The sequence below is a fragment of the Kitasatospora sp. NPDC127116 genome, assembly GCF_042677365.1.
Lineage (GTDB): Bacteria > Actinomycetota > Actinomycetes > Streptomycetales > Streptomycetaceae > Kitasatospora > Kitasatospora lactacystinica.
Map to the genome: position 1 here is coordinate 61,792 of NZ_JBHXTL010000003.1, position 25,316 is coordinate 87,107.

23 protein-coding genes are annotated in these 25,316 nt (G+C 71.2%); 1 reads left to right on the top strand and 22 read right to left on the bottom strand.

Annotated features, from left to right (window positions below; translation table 11 throughout):
* Positions 1-107: 107 nt before the first annotated feature.
* Together ACFVHV_RS02040 and ACFVHV_RS02045 are read right to left on the bottom strand one after the other, a co-directional pair.
* Positions 108-944: a transposase family protein gene (locus ACFVHV_RS02040; protein ID WP_380348142.1), complete on the bottom strand. Its 837-nt coding sequence runs from the start codon at positions 942-944 to the stop codon at positions 108-110.
* 60 nt (positions 945-1,004) lie between these two features.
* Positions 1,005-1,460, bottom strand: coding sequence for a hypothetical protein (locus ACFVHV_RS02045; protein ID WP_380348144.1), 456 nt, complete (start codon positions 1,458-1,460; stop codon positions 1,005-1,007).
* 246 nt (positions 1,461-1,706) lie between these two features.
* Between ACFVHV_RS02045 and ACFVHV_RS02050 the strand changes: the two genes are divergently transcribed.
* Positions 1,707-2,426, top strand: a complete 720-nt coding sequence (locus ACFVHV_RS02050; protein ID WP_380348146.1) for a class I SAM-dependent methyltransferase — start codon at positions 1,707-1,709, stop codon at positions 2,424-2,426.
* Here the strand turns inward: ACFVHV_RS02050 and ACFVHV_RS02055 are convergent.
* The 20 genes from ACFVHV_RS02055 to ACFVHV_RS02150 form a co-directional block, all read right to left on the bottom strand.
* Positions 2,407-3,162, bottom strand: coding sequence for a phytanoyl-CoA dioxygenase family protein (locus tag ACFVHV_RS02055; RefSeq protein WP_380348148.1), 756 nt, complete (start codon positions 3,160-3,162; stop codon positions 2,407-2,409). The two genes, ACFVHV_RS02050 and ACFVHV_RS02055, sit on opposite strands and share 20 nt — an antisense overlap.
* Positions 3,163-3,314: 152 nt before the next feature.
* Positions 3,315-4,187 carry a hypothetical protein gene (locus tag ACFVHV_RS02060; protein ID WP_380348149.1) on the bottom strand — a complete coding sequence of 291 codons (873 nt, stop codon included), beginning with the start codon at positions 4,185-4,187 and terminating at the stop codon, positions 3,315-3,317.
* 118 nt (positions 4,188-4,305) lie between these two features.
* Positions 4,306-6,966 carry a hypothetical protein gene (locus ACFVHV_RS02065; protein ID WP_380348151.1) on the bottom strand — a complete coding sequence of 887 codons (2,661 nt, stop codon included), beginning with the start codon at positions 6,964-6,966 and terminating at the stop codon, positions 4,306-4,308.
* A gap of 86 nt (positions 6,967-7,052) precedes the next feature.
* Entirely contained in the window at positions 7,053-7,871 is an 819-nt protein-coding gene (locus ACFVHV_RS02070) for a hypothetical protein (RefSeq protein WP_380348153.1), read from the bottom strand.
* A gap of 144 nt (positions 7,872-8,015) precedes the next feature.
* Entirely contained in the window at positions 8,016-8,666 is a 651-nt protein-coding gene (locus tag ACFVHV_RS02075) for a 2'-5' RNA ligase family protein (RefSeq protein WP_380348155.1), read from the bottom strand.
* Positions 8,667-8,668: 2 nt separating this feature from the next.
* The gene (locus ACFVHV_RS02080; RefSeq protein WP_380348157.1) at positions 8,669-10,399 is read right to left on the bottom strand and encodes an endonuclease/exonuclease/phosphatase family protein; all 1,731 of its coding nucleotides are present in this window, start codon (positions 10,397-10,399) and stop codon (positions 8,669-8,671) included.
* Between the two features lie 299 nt (positions 10,400-10,698).
* Entirely contained in the window at positions 10,699-11,514 is an 816-nt protein-coding gene (locus ACFVHV_RS02085) for an NUDIX hydrolase (RefSeq protein ID WP_380348159.1), read from the bottom strand.
* 37 nt (positions 11,515-11,551) lie between these two features.
* Positions 11,552-12,436: a protein phosphatase 2C domain-containing protein gene (locus tag ACFVHV_RS02090; RefSeq protein ID WP_380348161.1), complete on the bottom strand. Its 885-nt coding sequence runs from the start codon at positions 12,434-12,436 to the stop codon at positions 11,552-11,554.
* Between the two features lie 111 nt (positions 12,437-12,547).
* Entirely contained in the window at positions 12,548-13,180 is a 633-nt protein-coding gene (locus ACFVHV_RS02095) for a DUF5753 domain-containing protein (protein WP_380348163.1), read from the bottom strand.
* A gap of 53 nt (positions 13,181-13,233) precedes the next feature.
* Positions 13,234-15,219: an ABC transporter ATP-binding protein gene (locus ACFVHV_RS02100; protein WP_380348165.1), complete on the bottom strand. Its 1,986-nt coding sequence runs from the start codon at positions 15,217-15,219 to the stop codon at positions 13,234-13,236.
* Between the two features lie 151 nt (positions 15,220-15,370).
* A complete protein-coding gene (locus tag ACFVHV_RS02105; protein ID WP_380348167.1) occupies positions 15,371-15,859 on the bottom strand; it encodes an NUDIX domain-containing protein in 489 nt (162 codons plus the stop codon).
* A 64-nt stretch (positions 15,860-15,923) separates the two neighbouring features.
* The gene (locus tag ACFVHV_RS02110; protein ID WP_380348168.1) at positions 15,924-16,517 is read right to left on the bottom strand and encodes an AAA family ATPase; all 594 of its coding nucleotides are present in this window, start codon (positions 16,515-16,517) and stop codon (positions 15,924-15,926) included.
* Positions 16,505-16,945 carry an NUDIX domain-containing protein gene (locus ACFVHV_RS02115; protein ID WP_360507796.1) on the bottom strand — a complete coding sequence of 147 codons (441 nt, stop codon included), beginning with the start codon at positions 16,943-16,945 and terminating at the stop codon, positions 16,505-16,507. The genes ACFVHV_RS02110 and ACFVHV_RS02115 overlap by 13 nt, the downstream gene beginning before the upstream one ends.
* A 425-nt stretch (positions 16,946-17,370) precedes the next feature.
* Complete coding sequence (locus ACFVHV_RS02120; RefSeq protein ID WP_380348170.1) at positions 17,371-19,266, bottom strand: glycoside hydrolase family 15 protein; 1,896 nt, start codon at positions 19,264-19,266, stop codon at positions 17,371-17,373.
* 31 nt (positions 19,267-19,297) lie between these two features.
* The gene (locus ACFVHV_RS02125; RefSeq protein WP_380348172.1) at positions 19,298-19,777 is read right to left on the bottom strand and encodes a hypothetical protein; all 480 of its coding nucleotides are present in this window, start codon (positions 19,775-19,777) and stop codon (positions 19,298-19,300) included.
* Between the two features lie 119 nt (positions 19,778-19,896).
* On the bottom strand, positions 19,897-20,103 hold the full coding sequence (locus ACFVHV_RS02130; protein WP_380348173.1) for a hypothetical protein: 207 nt from the start codon (positions 20,101-20,103) through the stop codon (positions 19,897-19,899).
* A gap of 35 nt (positions 20,104-20,138) precedes the next feature.
* Positions 20,139-20,657 (bottom strand): LuxR C-terminal-related transcriptional regulator, encoded by a 519-nt coding sequence (locus ACFVHV_RS02135; protein WP_380348175.1) that lies wholly within the window; start codon positions 20,655-20,657, stop codon positions 20,139-20,141.
* 32 nt (positions 20,658-20,689) lie between these two features.
* Positions 20,690-22,210, bottom strand: a complete 1,521-nt coding sequence (locus tag ACFVHV_RS02140; RefSeq protein WP_380348177.1) for a Mur ligase domain-containing protein — start codon at positions 22,208-22,210, stop codon at positions 20,690-20,692.
* Positions 22,211-22,298: 88 nt separating this feature from the next.
* The gene (locus tag ACFVHV_RS02145) at positions 22,299-23,687 is read right to left on the bottom strand and encodes a glutamine synthetase family protein (protein WP_380348179.1); all 1,389 of its coding nucleotides are present in this window, start codon (positions 23,685-23,687) and stop codon (positions 22,299-22,301) included.
* A gap of 83 nt (positions 23,688-23,770) precedes the next feature.
* Positions 23,771-25,270, bottom strand: coding sequence for an amino acid permease (locus ACFVHV_RS02150; protein WP_380348181.1), 1,500 nt, complete (start codon positions 25,268-25,270; stop codon positions 23,771-23,773).
* Between the last annotated feature and the right edge of the window lie 46 nt (positions 25,271-25,316).

Here is a 25,316-nt window from a genome sequence, read left to right on the forward strand (position 1 = left end):
GCCATCTTCGAACGTGCTGGTCGGAGGGGCTGGCGTGACGGCTCTCTGGGGTGCTCGTGCTGGTCGTGGGCGGGAGTCTGGGGTCTTGATCGTCCGTCAGCGTGCTGTCAGCGGCTGGCTTCGAGGTTGGTCAGGACGAGCAGGGCGCGCAGGAGGGCGGTGGCGCGGTCGGGGTCGGTGCGGAGCTTGGTGAGGATCCGCCAGTTCTTCAGGTGGGCGAAGCCGTGTTCGACAGGGGCGCGTGCGGCGGCCAGGATCCGGTTGGCCTGCTTCTGGCCGGTGGTGAGCTTGCGGGCGCGGGTGGCCTTGTAGCCGGTGACGATGACCTGGTCATCGGGGTTCTCGGGTTTGTCCACGCCGACGAAGCCCAGGTCGGCGAGCGCTCCGAGGCCGGCTGCCTTCAGGTGTTCGACGATCTTGTCGCGGCGGGCGGCGGTGGCGTCGTGGGTGCGGCCGGGGCGGGCGGCGGAGATCCAGATCAGCTTGCCCTTCTCGTCGGTCAGGGCGAGGAAGTGCAGGCCGTGGCGGTGGTGCTTGCCGGAGTAGTTGGGCCGGTTCGCCTTTCCGGTGCGACGCTGGGTGGGGACGAGGGTGCCGTCGATGAGCACGACTTCTCCGCCCCGCCGGGCTATCGCGCGAAGGGCCCGGTCCAGGCGCGGGGCTCTCGCGGCGAGCAGGTCGATCATCTCGTCGCGCCAACGCCGCAGAGTGGATTCGGGCACGCCGTTGCCGCCGGCCAGGTCGAGGAGGCGCTGGTCGTGCCGCAGCATCGCGAGCACGAGCACCGCGATCCGGCCCGGCGGCAGCGACCTGAACGGGGAACGGATCGCCTTCAGGCGGGATCGCAGCAGATCGGCGAGGTTTGTGATGGTTCTCGTGGACAGGTCCAGGCGGCACTGGTAGACAAGGGAGACGCCCTCGGCGGACGCGTTGGTTTTGGTCACACAATCTCAACGGCCGCCGGGGGCAGCCCGGTTACGCCCCCGAGTTTGCGGCGCCGCAGGTCACAGACGCGTGGTGAACTTGCCGTCGGGGAGTTTGCGCAGCCAGCCCCGCCCGGCGAGCTTGGACAGCTTCCCCCGCAGCGGCTCCAGCTTGCCCCGCACCGCCACCTCCAGCCCCAGCTCCTCGCCGACCTGCTTGGTCGACACCGCCCCGCCCGCACCTCGCACGATGGCCAGGATGCGCTGATAGTCCGGCGGCAGCGCGTCCGCGTCCACGCCGGGCCCACGGTGCGGAACCAACAGCACCGCGTGGCCCGCGACCTGCGCTGCAGCCGGTGCGGCCACCGCCTGTTCCACAGCGAGCTGCTCGGCCATCCGCTGCCAGACCCGTTCCGCGACGGCGAGTTCGTCCCGCTCGGCCCGCACCTGGTCGAGCTGCTTGACCAGCTGGACTTCCAGTTCGTCCAGCTCCGCGCGTCGCGCCGCGATACGTTCCGCGATCTCGGACTCCATCATGAACGGGATCGTAGGCGGCACCGGGCCGACGACGGGGAGAAACGGGCGAAACCGCCCCAGCCCGCCCCGTCAGACGATCAAGACCCCAGACTCCCGCCCACGACCAGCACGAGCACCCCAGAGAGCCGTCACGCCAGCCCCTCCGACCAGCACGTTCGAAGATGGCGAGGCTTCAATGAGCCGGCGGAGCTGTTCGACGGCAGCGCGCCGTACTACGCGGCCTACCGGCCAGGCTACGACGAGCGGATGTTCATCCATGTCGCAGAGCGCCTCGGCCTCGACGGGACCGGGTGCGCACTGGACCTGGGCACCGGCACTGGAGCGGTGGCCCTTCCGCTGGCCCGAATGGTGAACTCGGTGATCGCCGTCGATCCGCAGCCGGGCATGCTCGCCGAGGCCCGAGCGCTTGCCGCCGCGGACAGCGTGACCAACATCGAATGGCGCCTGGGCGAGGCGGCACAACTGGCCGGCATGGACCTGCCGCCGCTCCGGGTGGTGACCGTAGGAGCCGCCTTCCACTGGATGGACCGCGCAGCCGTCGCCCAGGACCTGGATGCCCTCATCGACGACGGAGGCGCGATCGTGCTGGCCTCCGGCGGAGCACCGGGCGACATTGCCCCGCCGCCTTGGTCGGACACGATCAGGGAAGTCCGGGTCCGGTACCTCGGCCCGGAGCGCCGGGCCGGGCGCGGTACCTACACCCACCCGGCCGAGCGCCACCAGGACGTGCTGGCCCGTTCCCCGTTCTCCCGGATCGAGACCGCGTACTGGGACCGGACGATCGCCCGAACCGCGGACGAGGTGGCCGGCCTGCAGCTCTCCTACAGCTACAGCAGCCCGCGCCAACTCGGCCCGGACACGAAGGCGTTCCTGAGCGACGTGCGCGAGGCCCTGCTGGCCTTCGACCCGGCGGGCACCTTTGAGCAGACGATCCGCACGGAGGTGATCATCGCCCGTCGTCCGTGACGGAGCCTCCCGTCTGGTCCGGAAGCGCGAACTCCAACAGCGGGTCCGTCACAACCTCGCGCCAGCGTTCGCGGTGGCCGACGGCGCGCAGCCGGAAGTACACGGTCTCGCGGCGTTCGTCGGCGGCGGTACCGAAGTGCCCGCCGATGTTGTGGGCGAGCAGGTAGTGGACGAGGACCAGGCTTCCGGCCGTGCCGGTCACCTGGAGCGGGGTGGGCAGCTCCACGGGCGGGTAGGGCGTCGCGTCGCGCAGCGCGTCCGCGCCGTGGTGGCGCAGCCACGCTGCCGTGCTCAGGTGCGTGCCTGGCCAGACCCAGAGGTTGCCTCGGTCGATCTCGCGCTGGTCAGTGAGTAGGAGGCCGGCCAGGACGGTGAACGTGCCGGGGCGGCCGTCGTCCTCGGTGGGGGTGAGGCCGTCGATGTGAGGAGCACCGGGGTGGTGCAGGTGCGGCGGCAGGGTGAGCGCCAACTGCGCGACCTCCGGGGCAGGCAAGGTGAGGTCGGACCGCAGAAACGCGCGGACGGCGTCCCCGATGCCGCTCTCCTCGTAGAGGGCACGCAGGTCGGCGTGATCGGCGAGGGTCGGCCACAGGAAGTACGGGCCGGTGCGGCCGGGCTCGGGCGGCTGGGCCGCAACGTGCTGCGCGAGCGCCGAACGCCAGCGGTCCACCTGCTCGGCGGTGAGGACATCGGGCACAACGCAGTAGCCGTCACGGTGAAAGCTGCTGACAGCCAAGGGAGTTGTCGTCTCCATGTGGCCATGGAATCGTTAGCCAGCCCGGGCGGGCAACGGAATTTCTGCTGCCCGCCCGGGGTCCAGCGAGACGGGCCCTGCCGGGTCGGGCAGAAGACCTGCCCTCGGCATCCGGCTAATCCTGAGCTCGCCGACTACTTGCCGTTTCGCTTCTTCTTCGGCTGGCGCTTGGGCTGGACCCGCTTGCCGACCGGGCGCACCATGGGCGCCTTCGGCTTCTTGACCGTGGCCACGGCGGCCTGCAGAAGGGTCACGAGCTTGGCCTTGAGAGCCTGGGCTTGTTCGGGCGTGGTGGCGTCGGCGGGGGTCTCCAGCAGGTGTGCCTTGAGGAGGGCCAGCATGTCCCACTCCCAGGGACCGCGGTCACGGGGGCCGGGGATCAGCCGGACGTAGTCCTCGTCATACAGGTCTGCGAGCAGGGCGAGCGCGTCCGCGTCGCTGACGTCGTTGACCTGCTCGCGCTCTGGTGCGCCGGTGGCTACGCTCTCCGCGCGGCGTACCTCCTTCAACAGGGCCAGCCGCAGGTTCTGCAGCATCGCTACGCGCCCGCCCGCGCCGCGAGCGATCCACGCCGCCGCTGCCGCGGCGATGACGTAGTCCACGGGGCCGACTTCCTCTCCGCCGGAGAGGTCCATGGGCTCCGTGCCGGGAGGGAAGGTCGCCAGCTTCTGCAGGGCGGCGTCGCGGAACTCGGCAGGCGCGAACGACTCGATCAGGGGCCGAGCGCCTTCCGCCACTGCCTCGTTGAGGAGGGGGCCGTGCTGTTCGATAGCCGTGAAGCCGTTGTTGACGACGCGCAGGGCCTCGGTGACCGCGAACTTGTAGCGGGGCGATGGGTACGGTGTGCGTCCCGGATCGTCGTCCCAGGTGCCGATCCGGTCCACCAGGGCGGCGAACGTGTCCGGCTCCTCGTCGACCAGCGCGATGATGCCGCGCAGCGCCATGCCGCTCATCCGGCCCATCCGCTCAACCAGCGGACGGGGCAGCTGATTCATCAGATCGTTCACCGAGTTTCCCTCCCGTACCCTTCGGCGGCGCCGTGATGTCCGGCCGAGCTCCTGGGAGCTGGCGACTCCGGAGAGCGGCGTCCGGCGGGCCACGTTGGGGCCAACGCCGAAGCTGACCCTATCGCTCCGTCTGGTCGCCAGCCTGGTCGTTCGTGGTGGCAGGTGGGGAGCCGGGCCGACTGTGCCCGTCCGTGTGGCCGGCGAGCTGGCCGGAGCCGATCTCCACCGCGGCGTCGAGACCGTCGAGGTCGACGATGTATGTGGTGGGGGGCACCTCGATTTGCCAGGTCTCGGGGTCCAGCCTCCAGGCGGGGCGCAGGACGAAGCCAGGGCGGCCCTCGTACGGGCCGGCCGTGACGCGGATGCGCTGATGTTCGGTGAAACCGCCCTCCAGGACGGTGTGGACGGCGGCGGCGGCACGAGGGATGCATGCCCTGATGATCGTGTTGGGTCGGCTGCCGCTGCGGCTGCCCTGTATGTCGGGTCGGGAATCGGGCCTGTGGTCGGGGCCGTCGTGTGGTCCGGCTGCGAGCGGGTCCTGCGGGTGGCTGGTGTTCCGTGTGCGGTTCAGCCGTTCCCACCGCCGGGCGATGGGGTCGGCTTTCCTCTGGTCGGGTGACCTGAAGCTGAGCCGTGGGATCACGTCGTGGCCGCTGTCCTGGAGCGTTTGCTCCACGAGGTCGATGACGTGCTGGTCGTCCTGGAGGTGGAACAGCACGGTCCACCACGACACATCGTCAACTGGCTGTCGTTCGCGCAGGTGGAGGGCATAGAGGATCATGGCGATGACGTCCCGGACGGCGGCAGAGTCCGCAGCATCGTCCGGCCCCTCCTGGTGGGGGGTGGTGAGGGTAGCGGCCCGGCGAGCAGCCTCGCGCCACTGCAGCACCCTCTGACGTGCGGCCCACGGGTCAAGGGACGCGGTCGGCGGGTTGGGCTGCACGGCGGTGGTGATGGCGCCCAGGGTGGCCCAGTCACAGACCGGGTTCGCCATGAGATCAGCCACCCGGTACACCTCCGGCCCGCCGGCCGAGCCCAGCTCCAGTCGGTCCTGGAGATCGTCGAACTCCCGGTCGGTCAAAGCCACCCGGACGACACTGCGGCGGGCCGAGGTGAGCTGGCTGTCGTTGCGAAACGCGCTTCCGCGCAGGCGATCGGAGTCGAGGAACAGGTTGAGCCCTTCCACGAGGAGCGACCAGGCGCGGTCGGTGTTGCCTCCGCCGGCGCGCACGTTGTTGACGACGGTGGGAAGGCGCAGGAACTCGCGCGTTTTCCCCCGTGCGGCGGCGGCACTGGGGAGGAGGACGACCTCGGTGTCCGTCCACGGCTCCCGCGGGTGGTAGACGACCACGCTCAGCAGGCCCGGGTGCGCGAGCACGGTCTCCTCGCTGCGAGACCGGTCCCGGTGCCGGAGGCGGGCGCGCAGGATCCACCAGGAGATCGGCTCACCGGCATCCTCCTCGCGGCAGACCCACTCCACTCGGGCCTCCTCCAGCACCGTGCGGGTCGTCAGCTGCTCCTCGTACCAGCCGAAAAACGCAGTAGAGCGAGTGACGAGCAGCGGCACCTGCCGATTGCCGCCGGTCCGTCGGTGTCCTCGGCCGATCCGGCTAAGCGCGGCCTCGACCGCCTCGGCGATCGTGGGCGCGACGGCGACGCGGTGGGTTCCGGCCCAGGAGGGCTCGCCTTCGGGGGCCGGGGCGTGCCCGGGCGCGGCGACGAGGGTCAGGCGCGCAGCATGGTGGAGGGCGTCGGCCGGCTGGCCGAGCGTGAGCAGAGGCGGGGAGCAATGGTCGTTGGGCGCGAGGGCGATGATCTCGTCAGCCCAGGCGGCGGCTTCATCGACCCACTGCTGTTCCTCGGGGCTCGGCGCCTGGCCGTTGCGCGGCTGGGACAGGAGGACGACCATCCGTCCGTCGCCCTGCCACTGCCGAAGGTGCTCCACGGCGTCGTGCCAGTCCGGCGACGGGCCGGCAGTGGCCAGCAGCACCGAGGCAGCCCACTCGGTGGGCAGCGGCTCGCCCGCGTGGACGACGACGAACCGGCGGTCCCACTCGGGCAGCCTCTCAAGGTCGCCGGGGGCGACGTCGGCACTCTCGTGGCGATCGTCGAAGTCGATCCGGTAGACGGCGGGTGTGTCGGTGCAGGTGCGCTGCCCGTCGTCGGTGCCCCACTCGACTGCACGGAGGCGGCCAGTCCGTCCGGCGTGGATGCCGCCAGTGACCTTGACGTGAGCCCGCAGGCTTAACGCTCCGCTGGCCGGCAGGAGAAGCTGGTCGACCTGTCTGGTCAGCTCGCGTACCGCGTACTCGAAGACGGTCATCCCGCTTGACTGGTACCGGCCGTACGCGTCGTCGGTGATCATGTCGGACGGCAGGGTGTCCTCCAGCGGCACGCCGTGCTGGGCGTTCAGCGCGTGCCAGAGCCTCCAGATTGTCCCTTCCACGGGTGGCGGGCCGGTGAACGGGCCGTAGTCCTGGCCGTGTTCGGCCAGCCGTGCCTGGGTCAGGTCGGCCATGCCCTTCTCGACCGGCCTGACCCAGTCCTCCTCGCGTGCCGGGCCGGGCAGCAGGTCGTGCAGTTCTTGATGCAGGCGCTGTGAATTGGACAGGCGGTAGCGCACGGACCGGAGCGGGACTTGGTCCGCGTTGCAGTCGTCCTGAGCCGTGATCAGGTAGTAGATCAGGGCGAGGACGTCTCGGACGTTGTGATCAAATCGCTGGAACTCGCGGGCTGTGGCCCGGGCATCGTCCCACCGCCGCGCGCTGTCGCTGACCATGCGCCGATCCTAGGCTGTGGGCCGCCCGGGACCGACCGGGCACCTCATGCGGCCGGGGGCGGTTGCGGTAGGTCGTGCTGCCGGCGTCAGTAATCGACGTCGCCTGTGGCGCCCGCGGTCAGTACGACGTGGACGCTGCCGAGCGCCCCTTGGGCGTCCTCCAGTACGGGCGGCACGCCGGACCACGTCTTCCCGGGCTCCAGGTCGTCCACGGTCAGAAGGGCGGCCGGCCGTAGTGCGGCGGCGCAGTCCGATAGGAACTGCCCGAGACGGCCGCGGGTCGTCCTGCCGTGGTCCTCCAGCGCCTGGAGGTTTTCATGAACCCAGGTGAGTTGGTCCTCGTCGGTCCGCTTCTGCTTTGCCAGGGCCGCCAGAGCCTCCGGGCTCCAGTACACGCGGCAGCCGGCTCGCGTCAGCAGGTCGGAAGCCACGGAGCACTCGCGGTCGCTGAACTGCCACTCCAACCGGTTGAGGGCGCGGGAGGCGTCGACGATGTGCGGGCGGACGGCCTCCTGGAGCGGCGTGGGCGGCTCGGCGTCGTGGTCGGCCCGCATCCGCCACAACGGCATACCGGGACCGGGACTGGAGGTGCGGGCCAGGCGCACGAGCTTCCGCAGCACGTCCTCGGGGGATAGGCCGGGTAGCCGGGGTGTCCAGGAGTGTCCGCACACGCAGGTCAGCTGGGCAGGGCCGCCCCAGACTCCGGAGACGGTCAGGCCGCGGTCCGTCATGCACAGCGGGCAGCACACGTCCAGCTCGGGCGTCCCGTCCGGCAGCGGTGGGGTGGCGGACCAGAACACCCCGCCGAACCGGTTGCCGTAGTCCGCGCGATGGTGGCATACCTCCATCGTCAGGTTGCCGGCACCGTCGTGGCCGATGTGGCTCGTGGTGAAACTCCAGGTCACGCCGTCCTACCTTAGGCTCGATCGGATAGGGCCACCATGTTTCGGGGCTGTCCGCCGTGGCGCGAGGATAGCTGACGGCGAATCGGAGGTTGGGTCACGGTACGTTGCCGGTGCCCCGCGCAGCACACGGGGCACCGGAGACGTTCACGCTGCGTTGGCGAACGGCAGTTCGGCCACCGGCTCCCACGACAGCTCCCACGCCGTCTCCCTGTTGGGCCGGGGGCGCCGCTGGAACTGCACGTCGAGCAGCTGCACTCCGGTGACGCGGACAGGGGCGTGGCTGGGCGAGATCCGCCGCAGCGCGGTCTGCAACTCGTCCGAGGACGCCGTGGCCCAGGCGTAGCCAAGCGAGATGTGCGGCCGACCACCGTCGTGAAGCAGCGCGCCCGGCCCGCGGACCTCACGGATGGCCGCGCGGACGCGCTCTCGCAGGTCGACCAGCCCGTCGTCCGGCGACAGGTCCAGGAATGCGCCGGCGCGGTTGGCCACCGGGGAGCCGGCTGTGATCTCCAACGGGCTGGCGGTATCGAGGTGCTTGCGCAGGGCGCGGAGAAGAACGTCGCGTTCCTCGGCCGTGATCTTGTCCGCGGTGGTGTCGGCCACCATCTCCAGCGTGCAGTGCAGCGTGCCGTCGCCGATCGGAGTGATCGGGAAGGGCAGCATCGCCTTGTGGCACTCGCCGACCAGCCGCGCCAACGGGAGGTCGACCCGCAGGTCCGGGACCGCGTACACGTGCAGAACGCGGGCGCCGTCAGGCCACGACGAGCCCTGGAACTGGGGAACGAACTTCTCCACGATCACTTCTCCGTCGCGTAGGTGTCGGCGCCGTTCGGTGTGGCCGGCTGCGGCTGGCGGGACTGGCCGAGGTGCAGCTGGTGGACGCGCTCGAACGTGTAGGTGTTTCGGTCGGGGACCTGGCGCTCCCAAGCCAGCCACACACTGGAGATGGTGGCGCTGGTGCGGATGCCCGGCCGGACTCGGCGGCCAAGGTCGGAAGCGAGTCGGTCGGATCGGGCGGCCAGCTTCGGGGTGTCGGTGTCCTGCACGCCGTAGCCGCAGGACATGTGGCACCAGAAGAATTCCTCCGCAGGAGGGAGGCCAAGGCCGGCCGTGGTCAGCCCGGCGCGTACGCGCTGGTAGAGCTCCGCCGGTCCCTGCTCCGGCCAGATCTCGACGATCCCGGCGGAGCCCGACGCCCGCGCCGGACCGATCTCGACGGTGAACGGTTCCAGAGCCTCCAGTTCACGCTGGACCGCGACTGCCGCAGCTTTGAGCATCGCGTCGTCGACGCGCGAGCCGGCGGCGACCTGCGGGTTGATCTTCTGGAAGGTCATGTGGAGGTCTTCCTCGGCGATCGAGGAGATCACGTCCGGGTACTGGGAGGTAATCTCCCGCAACTTGGCGAAGTAGGCGCAGACCTGCGGCTGGTCCTGCGGCAGCCACAGGACATGCGGTCGGATCCAGTCCTCGTCCGGCCCGTCCGGGCGACCCCACTGCCTGCCGGGTGTCATGAACTTGCGCACGGTTAAGCCCCCCTCGGCCTCGTAGTGAATCCTGGACGGGTCTATGTCGACCACGACCAGCAGGTGATCGGAGGCCGCCTCGGCGGCCGGGCTCCGATGGGTGCGGTAGCCGACCAGCGCCGGAGCCACGGGCCGGGTCGCCATGGCGAGATCGATCCGGCGCCGCCCCCACGGATCCGGGTCGCCCTGGCCGTCTGCCCAGTGACCCACCGTCGGCTGCCACGGCGCGCCGACGTGCGCTGCGGCGTCGACCATGAAGCCGCGGCGCAGCAGCATGGCGGTGGGCCGGCGGTCGGCGAGGTTGGTGTCGCCGATCGTCTCGGGGACACACTGGTACTCGAGGTCGTCGTGGTCCTGGTCGCGGTAGGGCTCTTCGTCGTAGAGCCGTTCCACGCGGTCGACGGTGACGGTGGCGGCGGAGATCGAGTTGAAGTCGCCGAGAACGATGCCGGGCTTGGCGCCGCCGGTACGGCGGAAGGCGCCCTTGAGTCGCCGCGCCTCGTTGGCCCGGAAGTCGGGCCGGAATGGGTCGCCGTGGTAGCTGACGACGAGCAGTGGGCTCTGTGCGCCGATGTCGAGCTGGATCGTGGTACAGCCGTGCCAGTAGTCGGGCGACCCGTACGGTCGGAATCCGCCGGGCACCGGGGTGACCGTAGTGGGGTTCCACAGGACGGCCGTGTACCAGGGGCGGTGGGCGTTTCGGGCCATCGCGACCGGGCCGGCGCTGTCGCCCGGTCGGATCGTAGTGGCGCTGAGGCCGCAGTCCTGGGCCAGGCGCGCGATGACGGCAGCGGCTTGTGAGTCCCAGCGGCGAAGCCTCTTCGCTTCGTCGACGATGCCGTCCTCGCTGGCGTCCTCGGGTGCGTCCTCGTCGACGAGGACTTCCTGAAGACACAGGACGTCCGGGCCGACTTCGCGGATCGCGGTGACCCGGGCCTCCCACCCCTGGGTGGCGACGTCGCGGGGGTGCAGTTTGTAGGCGTTGAGGTTCGCAACGCGGATCACGGAAGAGCCTCCTTGAGGATGGAAGACGGGCAGCAGCGCCGGCGACGGCACGGGGCCGGGGCGCGGCCAGTCCGCCGGGGTAGAGGGTGAGCGGTGGTGGCCAGGGGGAAGTCGCCCTGGTTGGCGGGTGGTTGGTGGGTGGTTGGCGGGCTGTGCGGCTCAGGCGGTGCGCGGCTGTGGGTTTTGCTCTTGGTCGAGGAGGCGGGCGGTGTGTAGGAGGGCGGCGACGCTGCCGGCTTCGCGGATCACGCCGTGCTCGACCATGGCGAGCGCTTGCTCTAGGGGCGCCCAGTGGGCGGTCATCCCGGCCTCGGTCGGATCGCGGCGCGGTTCACCGGGTTCGAGGCCGGTGCGAGGACGAGGTGGGTGCGGGCGCGGGTGGAGCTGGGCAGCGGGTGGATCTGGGCGATCACCCGACACGCGGTGGCGCGCCAGCCGGTCTCCTCCTCCAGCTCGCGCCCGGCGGCGGCTTCGACCGCCTCCCCGCGCTCGATACCGCCGCCGGGCAGGTGGACGAGGCGGCCGTGAAGGTAGAAGGCGTCTTCGACGAGCGCGACCTCGCTGCTGTCGTTGAGCGCGACGACGCGCACGCCGTCGCGTACGTCGATGTGGTCGTAGATGTCGTGTTGGCCGTCCGGGCGCAGGATCTGGTCGCGGTGCAGCGTCAGGCGCGGCCCGTGGTGGAGGGCCTGGGTGCTGAGCGTGGTCCACCCAGTCGCGGGTGCGGTGCGGGCCGCCGCGTCCAGCGTCTGGTAGGCCGTGAGCAGGGCGGAGGTGCAGGCATGGAAGGCAGCGGCGAGTTCGGCGTTGGCCGGCCACTGATCGGCGATCCGGCCGACGGCGTGCGTGGCGGGAAGCTGCCGACACCGCTGCTCGAACTGCTCGGCCAGGGCGCGCACCGGGGCGAGCTGCTCCAGCGCCTGCGTCACCGCGCGGGTGAGCAGGGGCTCGGGGTCGGCGGCGAGCACGGCGTCCAGGCGCTCGGCGAGCACCGCCGCGTCGCGGCCGATCCGGTCGGCGCCGCCGGCGCGGGCGGTGGCGATCGGCGGGCGGGCTCGCATCTCCACACAGGCAGCCCAGGCCGCCTCACGTACCGGGTCGGTGGTCCAACTCATGTTCATCCTTCGGGGGTTGGCCGCTGATGCTCGGACGCTACCGGCCGCCGCCGGTGGGGCGGTGCAGCGGCCACCAGACGAGCGTCTTGTCGTCGGCGACCTTGTAGCGGGGCCAGAGCTTCCCGGAGGGGTCCTCGCGCTCGGCGAGGTCGATGGCGTCGGCGACCGCGTGCGGCCCGTCCTCCCGGCACGCGTGGGCGAGTTCCTGCCACGAGTACAGCTCGTACTCCTCGACGCCGGCGGAGATGCCGTCGGTGGCGATCACGATCTCGGCAAGGTCGGCGGCCGGCCAGGACGCGGTGATCGCGTTGAGGCCCGCCGCGGGCACGCCCTCGGCGATCCAGTACCCGCCGGGGCGGTTGACCACGCCGCCTTGGAATCCGCGCAGCTCCTTGAGGATGTGGCGGTGGCGTTCGCCGAAGCCGTGGCCGGCGCGCAGGAGGTCGTGGTACTCGCGGGCCTGGGGTTGAGCGTCCACGAGCACGGCGAGCCGGTCGTCGCGGAGCGGGTGCACCGAGCCGTCGCGGCCGATGACGATGACGGGGCTGTCGCCGAGGACCGCCGCCTCGATCTGGTTTGCCCGCCGGCGCACGATCGCCACGGTGGAGGCCGGGGACGTGCCGGGGACGAGGGCATGGTTGTCGGCCACGGTGCCGATCGCGGTGGCGAGCACCTGGCGCAGGTCCATGTCGGTTTCTCGGGTGAGGAGTTCGGCGATGGACGAGCCCAGGGTGTCGGCGTACCAGCCGCCGCGGGGATGGTCGTCGGTGACGGTGGAGACACCGTCCAGGACGATCACGGCACGGTCGGTGGTGACCACCCTGTCCTCGCTGGGGCGACCGAGCCCTGCGAGTTCGCCGATACGGACAGTGGAGCCGCCCACCATGGCCATACGAGAAGCGGCACCGGGATTGGTCTGCATAAAGAACTCCGGTCTGATCTGGACAGGTTCGGGCGGATGTCAGTGCCGCGGCGCGGTTAGGCCGGCGGGTCGGCAGGTCGAGGCCCCTCAACGGCCAAGGCCAAGCGGCGATCACCAGCCGCGCAGAGCCTCGGTGATCAGGGCGCGGGCGTCCTGCTCGTAGACGGCGGACTCCTGAAGCAGCCTGAACGCCCGGTGGAAGAGGCCGACGCGCTTCGGATCGGTGATGGTCTCGCAGCCGCGATAGCCCTCCACCTCCACCCGGGTGCCGTCGTGGATGCCGAAGCCGTCCCCGGGGTAGACGTGCAGGCGGGCTCGGGCCGGGATGATCCCGAGGCGCAGGCCCGGCGTGTCGAGGGCGGCCAGCAGGTGCTCCAGCTGGGCGCGCAGCACCGCAGGACCGCCGATGCCGGTCATCAGAGCCTGCTCCCCGAGCAGCACGTGGTAGGTCCGGCCGTCCTGCCCGAGGTAGCGGGCGCGGGCGATGCGTTCGGCTGCGCCGGCCTTGGAGTCGTCGGGGAGCTGGTGCAGGTTGGCCACCATGCGCAGGACCTCCTGTGCGTACTCGGGAGTCTGCAGGTTGCCCCAGATCAGGTCGGGGCTGTGCCCGGCGTAGTCGCTGGTGGCGGCGGTGAGTTCGCGGAAGGCGCGCTGGATGTGCTCGGTACCGCGGGCCAGCAGGTCGTCCCACGAGGTGGCGGGGACTGATGGCTGCGGCGTCTCGGGCGGGGTCGGTGCACTCACTGGGGTCTCCCTGCTGGTCGGATCGGCTCGGATAGGGGACTACCGCGAGCGTGTCAGGCGCTGGCGGTGGTCTGGTGGGGCAGGCGGTCGCCGAGGTCGTACTGGGCGGCCTGGAGGAGGTAGGACTCGCGGTAGCGCGTGGCCGGTTCCTGGGCCATCAGCTCGGAGTGACTCCCCTGTTCGATGAGACGGCCGTGGTCGAGGACGAAGATGCGGTCGGCCTTGGCGGTGGCGCCGAGGCGGTGGGTGATGAGGACGACGGTGACGCCGAGGGCGGTGAGCTGGCGGATCTGCTCGAACGCCTCGACTTCGGTTTCCGGGTCCATCGCGGACGTCGGCTCATCGACCACCACGAGGGCGGGAAGCCGGCCGTGGGCGTCGGGCGTAGTCAGGCGCAGGTGGGTGCGGGCGAGGGCGACCTTCTGCCACTGGCCGCCCGAGAGGCCGACGCCGCCTTCGAAGCCCTTGGCGATGAGGGTGTCCCAGCTGCGGGGCAGCTCTTCGATCACCGGGTGGAGGTCGGCGTAGTCGGCGGCGGTCTCCAGCTGCCGCTGGTCGCAGGCGACTTCGGGGCGGCCGAGGAGCAGGTTCGCGCGCAAGGTGAAGGACCAGCGCTGGAAGTTCTGCGCGAGCAGGGCGACGCTGCTGAAGAGCTGGTCGCGGTCGGCGGTCGCGGTGTCGATGCTGTCCCACCGGACCCGCCCCTGGTGCGGCTGGTAGACCCCGCACAGGATGTTGGCCAGTGTGGACTTGCCCGAACCGTTGGCTCCCACCAGGGCGACGACCTTGCCCCGGGGGATCGTGAGGCTGACCTTGTCCAGCGCGGGAGTGTCGCGGCCGTCGTAGGTGAAGGAGACATCCTCGACGGTGATCGCTTCGGGGCGCTCGGGCAGCGGCGTGCCGCCGGTGGGGATGGCCCGGCGGTGGCCCTCGCGGCGCAGCTGGTCGAGGTCGCGGACGAACAGCGACTCCTCATAGAGCCGGTTGATCTGGGAGACGAGGCCGCCGATGCTGGCCGAGCCGGTGCGGATGGCCACCACGGCGGTGCCGGCGGCGGCGAGCGGGATCGCACCGCTCATGACGAGCGAGCCCAGGAGGAGGAAGGCGCCGACAGTGGCGGCGCCGGCCAGCGTCGCGGAGAGCAGGTCGGTACGGGCCCTCGCCCCGGCGAGGCGGGCCTGCTCCTGCTCGGCGGCACGGGCCATCTGCTCGTAGTGGTGGAGGATGAACGGCCCGCACGCGTGCACCCGCAGCTCGGCCGCGGAGTACGGGCGGATCAGCATGTCCGCCAGCGCCGTGCTGGCCCGGGAGTGCTGAAGCCAGGCCCGCGTGGAGGCGTAGTGGCGCCGCGCGGTGCGGACGGCTCCCCAGCCGCGCGGGGCGGTGATCAGCAGCAGCATCGGCAGCAGCGCGGGGTGAAGGACGGACAGGACGCCGGCGGCGGAGACGAGGCCGAACGTGGCGGTGAGGACGGAGGTGGCCTGGCCGATGATGCTCTGCAGCGACATCGCGCCCCAGCGGGCACTGTCCACCTCAGCGAGGAACGCCGGGTCCTCGATCGCCTCCAGCTCGGAGCGGCCGACGATTCCCAGGAACTCGATGGTGGCCCGCCGGAAGACCGCCGGTTCCAGCCGCCCGCCGGCCCAGCCCGAGGCCGCGGACAGCACCGAGGACAGGCCCGCGATCACCCCGACCGCCACGACCGCCGGCACAGCGGCCCGCAGCACGTCGGCCACCTGGCCGGGGGCGAGCAGCGCGGCCAGAGCATGGTTGGTCGCGATCAGCGCGAAGGCCGCGGCCAGGCCGCGCAGCACCTCGGCGCCGACCAGGGTCACCAGCGCCGCGCGATCAGCCTGCCACGCCATCCCTGCGGCCAGGCGCAGGAAGTGCGGCATCTGCCGCGCGACCGCCCAGAACGTTACCTTGCCGCTGGCCATCTCGTGCTTGGCCCAGCCGTAGTCGTAGCGCATCGGCCCACCGAACAGCAGCTGCTCGCTGTCCGGCACCGGGTTCGTCGAGGTCTTGGGTGCGCTGGTCACATACTCCCTTTCGCAGAGGGGGGAACGTGGTGGTAGGGCGCCAATACCGTCAGGGTTCGGCGTAGCCGTGGGGCAGCCGATACGGACCGGCCAGGGTCGGCACCGTGCCGGGTGAGCGCACTCACCCGGCACGGTGCCGACCGGGCGCCGGTCACGTCTCGACGAGCTGCCGCCCGCCGGAGGCGGGGTCGAATCCGTGGGTGGAGAACGCGGGCCCGCCGGCCAGGTATGCCTCCACCGCGGCCTTGGAGGTCGGGAACATCGGGCTGGGCAGGACGGCGGCGGCGGGGTGCCAGCGCACCTCCAGGTGCTTGTCCGGCTCGACGTTGACCAGCTCGCCCGTGAACTCGCTGGTGGCGAAGACGAACAGCACGAACCCGCCGCGCCCGTCCCAGCCCTCCTTGGCCTGGATGGTGTGCACCAGACGCAGGTCGCACGGCCGGGCGATGAGCCCGGCTTCCTCACGCAGCTCCCGGGCGGCAGCGACTGAGATCTCCTCCCCCGGGTCGACCTTCCCACCGGGGATCGTCCACGCGGGGCCCGGGGTCCAACTGCGCTGGGCGTAGTGAACGGTGGCGATCCGGTCGGTCGTCAGGTCGTGGGCGATGACGCAGACCGACAGCCTGCTTGTCTCGTGCATAAGGGGCTCCTGGTTGAAGTGGGAGGGGTCAATAGCGCGGACGCGACGGTCGGGCGACTTGCTTCTAGGTGTCGCGCGGGGGCAACTCCGAGAGCGTGGTCTCGCGCATGATGCGGTCGACCGTGTCGTGGAGAGTGCTGTCGCTGCCGATGACGGTCTCGATGCCGCCGGGAAGAACGTCGTGCGCGCGGTACCAGTCGCGCAGTTCCCGCTCGGTGACAGCAGCCAGGTACTCGCGATCGGCCTTCGCGGCGTGGCGGACCAGCGTCTCGGCGATCGGGATGTCGAGGTAATAGCAGCGGGTGACGCCGCGGTGGTCGCCCACCAGGCGCCTGAGCATCTCGCCGTAGTGATCGGCGTACAGGATGCCTTCGATGACGACGTGGTAGCCGGCGCCCAGCGCGTACCGTGCCACCGTGTCGATCAGGCCGATGTTCGCGCCGCCGGGCCGGTCCCGCTCGCGCAGCACGATCCGGCGGAGGTTGTCCTGCGCGACCACGGCCAGGCCCCGCCCGAACCGGTCCCGGATGCCCGCCGCTACCGACGACTTGCCCGCCGCCGAGTTCCCCCGAACGACCACGAGGCGGGTTTCCGCGCTTCCCACGGGCGTCCCGGCCGCCGGGAGCGCAGGGGGGCTCGGGGTGCTCACGCCGGCCATCCGACGACGGACAGCGGGCGGCCGGCGGCGATGTGCGTGAGCGCGTCGGCGGTGTAGCCGACGATCGGCTCCGGAAGCCCGTCCAGCGGCCAGAAGCGGAGCGCGGCGCACTTGTCCGGCTCGCGGTTTGTGATCTTGCCGGTGTACGCGCGCGGGGCGAAGAACAGCTGGAGGCGTCCGGCACCGTCGTCGGCGTCGAGGTGGTGGAGGGTGTGAACCAGGTCGAGGTCCTCCTCCCGGATGGTAATGCCGAGTTCCTCGTCGGCCTCGCGGGCCATACCGGCCAGGACGGACTCCTCCGCTTCGAGGTGGCCGGCTGGAGCGTGCCAGTGCTGATCGGCGAACGTGGTGTTGGTGCGCTGTCCGAGCAGTACCCGGCCGTTCTCGATCAGGACCAGGTGGACTCCCACAACCAGCGTGTGCGGCATTGGACGTCTCCTTCCGGGGCGGGAGGGAACCGGAGCGCGGAGCGCCGCCGGTCCAGGGCATGGCGATGCTGCGATCAAACTGGTGATCGTTAGTCGTACGTGAGTGCGTGGGCAGGTGTCCCACCGTAGGCGGCCCGGCGGGGCCGCGTCGGCGTGTCGCGGCAGATGCCACACGATCCGGTGAACAGCCACAACTCGTCATACCGGTACGGCCGTTGTAGTTCGAACAGGGCAGTGTGCCACGGGGTACTGACAGTCGCGCCATGCTCGTCGGGAGGCGGGCGTTCACGCTTCCCAGGGCGGTGATCCGCTTCTGGAGGCGCTCGGTGTCGCGGGTGCCCCCGAGGTTCCCGTACTGCTGGCGGCCTGGACGGCGATTCGCACCTTCGACCGGCTGACGGTGTTGCGCACCTCGCTGCCGCCCACTACGCCACCACGGCGGCGGGAAGCGCCCGGTCGGCGGCGGCACGCGGCCCGGGCAGTGCCGTGAGCCGAGGCTGCGGGCAGTCGGCGAGGCGGACGGCCGCGTCCGCCATGCTCCAGTGGGAGAACCCCTGCGGGTAGTTGCCGAGCTGGCGGCGGGCGAGGGGGTCGTACTCCTCGGCGAGGAGCCCGAGATCGCTGCGCAGGGCGAGCAGCCGGTCGAACAGCGCGCGGGCTTCGGCGTGGCGGCCGATGACGGCGAGGCTCTCGGCCAGCCAGAACGAGCAGGCCAGGAAGGCACCCTCGTGGCCGGCGAGCCCGTCGACGTTGCCGCAGGCTTCCTCGCGGGTGGAGTAGCGCAGCACCAGCCCGTGCTCGGTGAGATCGCGCTGGACGGCTTTGACGGTGCGGATGACGCGCTTGTCGTCCGGCGGCAGGAAGCCGATCAGGGACAGGAGCAGCAGGGAGGCATCGAGGGCCCGGCCACCGTAGGACTGGGTGAAGGTGCCCGTCTCGGGGTTGAAGCCGCGCGTGCAGACGTCGGTGTGGATCTCCTCGCGCAGGCGGGCGAGACGGACGAGGACGGCAGGGTCGGTGGCGCTCCGGCGTTCCAGCAGCCGCAGGGTCCGGTCCACGGCGACCCAGCACATCACCTTGGAGTGGGTGAAATGCCGTGCTGGGCCACGGATTTCCCAGATGCCCTCGTCAGGCTCCCGCCAGCGCTGCTCCAGCTGCTCGGCGAGCGCCAAGAGCAGGGCGTCGCACTGCGGGGACGGGGGGAGGCCGGCGTCCTCGGCGAGCAGCAGAGTGTCGGCGAGTTCGCCGTAGACGTCGAGCTGGAGCTGGTCGGCAGCGCCGTTGCCGATGCGCACCGGCCGGGAGCCGTCGTAGCCGGGAAGGTGGTCCAGGACCTCCTCGTCGAGCTCGGCGTCGCCGTTGACGCGGTAGATCGGCTGGAGGCGTTGGGGGTTGACGGTGTCGACCAGCCATCTGCGCCACTGCCGGGCCTCGTCGAGGAAGCCGAGCCGCAGCAGAGCGGCGATGGTCAGCGCGCTGTCGCGCAGCCAGACGTAGCGGTAGTCCCAATTCCGTTCGCCGCCGAGCCGCTCGGGCAGGGACGTGGTGGGCGCGGCGACGACGCCGCCGCCCGGGTGGCAGAGTGCCTTGAGGGTGAGGGCGGAGCGTACCGCGGCCTCGCGGTCCGGGCCGGGATAGGTGCAGCCGGCTGCCCACTGCTCCCAGAACTCGGTGGTGGCGTCGAGCTCGGCGAAGGCGTCGGGTGGGATGGGGGCGGGGCGGTGGGAGGGCACCCAGGTGAGGGTGAGTACGACGCTCTGGCCGGCGCGGACGGTGAAGTCGGCCCGGCACACGCCCCGTCCGTTGGCGGTGTGCTGGGGGCCATCGAGCCAGTACGAGTCCGGGTGGGCGACCACCCAAAGCCGCTGGGCTCCGCGGGAGAGCCGCTCGATGTGCGGCCTGGTGGCGCCGTAGCCGGGACGGGGCCGGAAGACGCTGGCGACACGGACCTCGCCGCTGATGCCTTCGACGATCCGGACGATCCGGGGCTCGGCGTGGTCGCTGACCGTGGGCGCCGGCATGAAGTCGGTGACCGCAACCGTACCGGCGGGGCAGTTCCACTCCTGGCGCAGGACCAGGGAGTTGCCCACGTAGTGGCGGCGGTCGGCCGCCGGGGGCGGTGCGCCGTCGTAGACGGCCGGGCCGACGCGCCACAGGCCATGGTCGGCGGTGCCGAGCAGCGAGGCGAACACCGCCGGCGAGTCGAAGCCGGGCAGGCAGGCCCAGTTGATGGAGCCGTCCGGGCGGACCAGGGCGGCGGACGCGGTGTTGCCGAGGAGCGCGTGGTCCTCGATCCGGGAAGGGGTGGTGGGGGTGCGCATGGGGTCCTGACGTGGGTGGGACGGTGGGTGGTCAGCGGCGAGCGGGGGCGGGGGTCGCGAGCGCGGCGAGGGCGGCGGCGACGGTGTGGGCGAGCGTGTCGGCTACCGGCAACCAGGGCATGAGGTTCGCGAGTAGCACGCGGTTGGCGCGCTGGACGGGGTCGGCCGGGTCGCAGCCGACGACCACCGTCCCGCCGTGCGGGGTGAACAGGCTGGCCTCGTAGCAGTCGTGCACGCGCACGTGGCCGAGCGGGTTCCAGAACAGGACGACGTCGGTGCGCCGGATGTTGAGGTCCTGCCAGCCGAATGGGTGCCACGCGAGGTAGGGGTCGGTGGCCGGGTTGCGCGACGGTCGGGGGTTGAGCACCGTGCCGTCGAAGCCCGTGGTCGCGAACAGGTCGACCGCTTCACTCTGCCAGTCCGGGCAGCCAACGGTTGCCCCGGCGAGGAACACCGCCGGGCGGCCGTCCGGCTCGTACGGTTCGGGTGCCTCGACGTATCGAAGGTTCACCGGGCGCCGCCGGAGGTAGTAGGTCCGTGGAGGACGGTGAGGGTGATCATCTGCTCTCTGAGATCGAAAGGGGTGCGGCCCTGGCCCGAACGCCGCCATGGGTTACTGCGGGTAGCTGTTCAGCCGGACCGGCGGCGGTCGCCAGGATGGTCCGGGTCTTTCGAGGGCGGCGCGCGGTGGCCCACTACGCGATCGGCCACGCCGAGAGTGCACAGGGCGACGACGGCGAAGGTGCCCAAGTAGAGCCGCTGACCGAGGGTGGCGCGGTGCTCCAGCAGGTAGATGGCGCAGCCGCCGACGAGAACGCCAATCAGGAAGCAGAGCACGGCGAGCCCGATGCTCCTGATACTTCGTTGACCGCTCACGGTGCCACGGCCTGAGGCACGGCGGCCGGGGCGAGTGGTTCAGCCGGCCAGGCGCGGTCGATGCTGTTCAGCGGTACCAGTTGGGCGAGGACGCCGACGACGACGGCCTGCGGCTGGGAGTCGACGTTCAACTGGCTGAGCAGGCTCTTGGAGTAGCCGCGCATCGTGCTCGGCGCGATGCCGAAGTCTGCGGTCAGCTCGGGCGTGCTCCGCCCGCTCGCCCAGCCGGACAGGATCTGCGTCAGCCGCGGGGCCAGCTGGGGCTTGATGGTCAGTGCCCCGCTGGGGTGCACCGACTGGGTGACGATCCGGTGGGCGGTGGCCCAGGCGGCGAGGTGCAGCACGGTGCGGGTGCCGGTCGTGACGAGGACCGCGTCGATCGCGCTGCGGACGTCGTCCGGTTGCAGCTTCGTGTCGGGGTCGGCGGCAATCTGGTCGCGGCTGGCGCCGGCGGCGACCAGGACGATCAACCGGCTTTCCGAGGCAGTGAGGTTGGGCAGGGGGCCGATGGCCACGGCGTCGTCTCCAGCGGGGTGGTTCGGGCGGGTCACAGCTGCTGAGGAATCGGCATGCCGGGGGCGGCGAGATGGAACAGCAGCCTCGGCCCGAGCCGCTCGGCCTGGCCGGTGCCGACGACCAGGACGAGGTCGCCCTCGGCGGTCATCTCGAAGATCCGCTGCTCCGGGGCGGGTTCGCACGGTCCGAAGCGGACCCGGTGGACCGCGCCCGCTCCGAGTTTCTGAACGGCGGCCTGCTCGACGGCATCCAGCGGGTCGGGCACGGCGTCCTGGGTCAGCGGGGTGCTGACCGGCAGCAGCACCGCGTGATCGGCATCGCCGAGGGCGGCGCCGAGTTCGGCGGCGTGCGCGGTGGTGCGGGCGATGCCGTCCGGTTCCAGAACGATGACCAGCGAGCCCTCGGTGAGCATCCGGGCGGCCGTGACGTCCTGGGCGATCTCGCGCGGGTGCCGGGCGCGGGAGTCCACGACGGTGACGCCGGACTGGGTGCCGAGCACGGTCAGCGAACGATCCACCCCGCGGAAGCCGCCGGCGCGCTGGGAGACGGCCTGCGGGTCCTCGCCGATGACCAGGGCGGTGGCGATGGCGGCGCACACGGCCAGGGCGTGGTGGCGGCCGGCAACCGGGAGAATGAAGGCGTGGTCCGTCTCCTCGTAGCGCAAGGTGACGCGGAAGTCCTCGCCGGTCCAACGGGATGCCATGATCCACACGGTGTCGGCCGGGTCGAGGCCGACGGTGACCACGCGCGGTTCGGGCCGGTCGCCCAGGCGCTCGCGCAGGATCTTCACGCTGCTGTCCCAGGTTGGCAGGACGACGGTGGCGGCGCGGCGGGCGAGGAGCTGGGCGGCATTGAGGCCCTCGATGTTGTCCTCGCAGTACGGGGCGTTCGCGTCGATGGTGAGGATCAGCGCGGCGGTGAACTTGGGCTCGCGGGCGCGGAAATGAGGTGAGGGGCGGTGCTGCTGGGCACCCGGCGTGGCGGCCTCGTGGGTGGCGGTGTCAGGGCAGAAGTCGACCACGATTCGGCTGTTGCCGGCGTGCCCGGCGCCGCCCGCTCGTGCCGGGGCGTTCAGCACCCAGCCCGTCGCGCCGTCATCCAGCACGGCCGCCAGGGCGGCTGCCGCGGTAGTGGTGCTGTGGCTGCCCGCCACCGCCACCGATCCGCCTTCGGCCTGGGCGCACAGGGCCCTGAGCGCGACGGCCCGGCTGAGGATCGGCAGCTGCAGATCCTGGGCGCGGTCGAGTTCCGGATGCGCGTCGGCAGGGACACCCGGCCACACCACCGCCGTGCGGTCGGTGCGTACGTGCTCGGGCTCGAAGCCGACCTCCACTTCGATGCCGGCCGCCCTCAGCGCAGCCACGACCGGGCTGTTCCGGTCGGTCTCGGGAACGCTCCCGGTGACGTCGGCTCCGGCTCCGGCCAGCCACAGGGCCAGCCCCTCCATGCCGGCGGTGGCGACATCGACCAGATGAGCGGCCGTCAGTACCTCGGGCAGGACCGGACGAGGGCCGGTGACGGTACGGCTGTCGGGGCAGGTGGTGGTGTCCATGAGGATCTCCAACAGGGAAGCGGACTGCGAGGGGTTGGACCGGACCGGTCGCGGGCCCGGGGGTGTGGCGCCGCGACCGGCCCGGGGCTCAGGACTGGGCGAACCCGCGTGCCAGCTCCGCGTCGGTGACGCGGGCGGCGTGGTGGTCGACCTCCAGCCATGCCAGTGAGGCCAGGTGGGCGACAACCCGCTCGCCCAGCAACTCCCTGGACACGCGACCGGCATCGAACTTCTCGATGGCATCCCAGGGGTGACGGGAAACCACCCGCAGATCCTCGTCACAGTCGGCGTCGCCGGTGATGGGCTCGTCGGGCTTGAGGCCGTTGGTGATGCCGTGGCGGACCGCGGCGACGGCGGCGGCCAGGGCGAGGTAGGGGTTGGCGTCCGCGCCGGGCAGGCGGACCTCCAGGTGAAGGCTGCGCCCGTGGCCGACCACCCGCACTGCGGCCGAGCGGTTGTCCCATCCCCACACGAGCTTCGACGGCGCAAATGGCCCACGCAGGCGCTTGTAGCTGTTCACGTACGGCGCCCACATCGGACCTGTCTGGTGCAGCACATCCAGTAGCCCGGCAACCGCGTGCTCGCCCACCGCCGACAGAGCGCCCGCGTCCTGGTCGGAGACCAGCAGGGGCCGGTCGCCGTCCCACAGCGACAGGTGCAGATGCATCCCGGAACCCACCCCATCCGCCGGGGCCGCCATGAACGTCGCGGCTAGCTGCTGCTGCTCCGCAACCGCCTTGGCCGCGTGCTTGAACAGCACGTGCTGCTCGCAGGCATCCCGGGCCGGGCCGTAAGGGAAAGTCACCTCGATCTGGCCGGGCGCGCCTTCCAGTTTGACCGCCTCGACGGGAAGTTCGGCTCCGGCCAGGGCCTGGCGCAGCAACCGGGAGTAGTTGGCCGCTGGCCCCGGCCGGTCGAGGGCGTAGTCGCGGTTGTCCCAGGTCACCGGACGCAGCCCGCGCCAGCCAGCTGCCGCCGCGTCGGTGCCGGTGCCTGTGTAGAGGACGAACTCGGTCTCGATGCCGACCCGCACCTCGTAGCCCAGGCCCTGGAGCTGGTCGAGCTGCTCGTCGAGGATGGTGGCAGGGGAGAGTGGGTGCGGCCGACCGCCATCCAGAGGCCGGGCAAGCACGATGGCGCTGTTCGGCTCCCACGGGAGGACCCGGGCGTGGTCGAAGTCGGGCTGCACCGCGACATCCCCGAAGCCGCCTTCCCAGGAGAACTCGCCACCCCGTAGGGGCGTCATGTCCAGATCCGTGCCGAGCACGTATCCGCACATCTCCGGAGTGACCGGCCCGGAGTCCAACCGCTGCAGCAGTGTGCGGGCGTCGTGCTCCTTGCCCTTGAGTCGTCCCTGCGGATCGATGACGGCCAGCAGCACGGTGTCGATCCCGAGCCTGTCCACCAGCTGGTGCAGTGGCCCGACCGGCGAGGTCCGCGTCGAATTGCCGCCCGCGTCGGAGCGCGCCGCCCGCATCACTGCCCTCGTACCATCCGCGCTCTGGCCTTGGCCGCGTGCGGCTCCTCGACCACCGTCCGGTCGGGCTGTTCGGCGGCTGGTCACACGACCTCCTCGGTCAGCGCGACCAGCTCGGTCGACTGCTGGACCGGCGGTGAGTACGAGCGCCCGGCCTTGAGCCACCACCCCCAGGCCAGCAGCAGCACCACCGCCAAGGCCACGGGCGCGTAGTTGAAGGTGTCGACCGTCACCGGCGAGGACTGCGGCAGGCACACCAACACGCTCACCACGGCCACCCAGCCCACCGCGATCCAGCCGATCGCAGGGCCCCGGCGGCCCAGGCTCCACGGCCCCGCCTTGAACCGGCTGCCCTTGCGCAGCCGGAGGTAGATCGGCACCGCGTACGCCGGCGTCATCCCCACCACATTGACGGCGGTCACCGCGCCATACGCGGTCGCGCTGTACAGCGACGGCAGTGCGAGCACCAGCGCCGCCCCGAGCGACAGCCACACCCCGGCGACCGGCGTCCCAGTGCGCTCCGACACCCGGCACCAGAGTCCGGATCCGGGGAGCGCGCCGTCCCGGGAGAACGCGAAGACCATCCTTGACGCCGCCGCCGTCTCCGCGTTGCCGCAGAACAACTGCGCCACGATCACCACCACCAAGAGCACCTTCGCCCCGGTCGTCCCGAGCGCGTCAATGAAGATCTGCGCCGGCGGCACGCCAGTGGGCGAGTTGAGGACGCCGGAGTAGTCCTGGATGGCGAACAGCATGCCGGCCAGCAGGACGGCGCCGGCGATCCAGCTCACCCAGATCGAGCGGACGATCCCGCGGGGCGCCGACACCGATGCCCTGGTGGTCTCCTCGCTCATGTGCGCGCTGGCGTCGTAGCCCGAGAAGGTGTACTGGGCCAGCAGCAAGCCGACCGCGCTCACGTAGACCGGGTTGCTCCAGCCGGTGTTGTTGACGAAGTGCCCGACCACCCAGCTGAGGTCCCGGTGCTGGGCGGGCACGATCGCGAGCGCCCCGACGATCAGAACGACACCACCGATGTGCCACCACACCGAGACCCCGTTGAGCACCGACACCAGCCGCACGCCGCGAAGGTTCAGCACCGCGTGGAGCAGCAGGATCGCAACGAAGATCCCGAACAGGCCGCCCGGCGTCGGCGAGTATCCGAACTGCATGTTGAGGAACGCGCCGACGAAGCTGGCCGCACCGTAGTCGATGCCGCAGATGCCGCCCACCAGTCCGAGCAGGTTGAGCCAGCCGGTCATCCAGCCCCACCGGGGGCCGCCCAGCTGGTGGGCCATGAAGTAGAGCGCACCGGACGTCGGATAGGCCGAGGTCACCTCGGCGAGCGCCAGGCCGACGAACATGACCAGGCCGCCGACGCCGATCCAGCCCCAGAAGATCACCGCCGGCCCGCCCGTGTTCAGACCGAACGCGAGCATCGTCATACAGCCGGACAGGATGCTGATGACGGAGAAGGAGCTGGCGAAGTTGCCGAACTCACCCATTCTCCGCCGTAGTTTGGGCTGGTAGCCGAGCTGGCGGAGCCGTTCCTCGTCGGTCGGTGGTGCTGCGTGGGCGGGGGACATCGGGACAACCTCCGTGCGGGAAGAAGACGGATGATGGAAAGGGGGG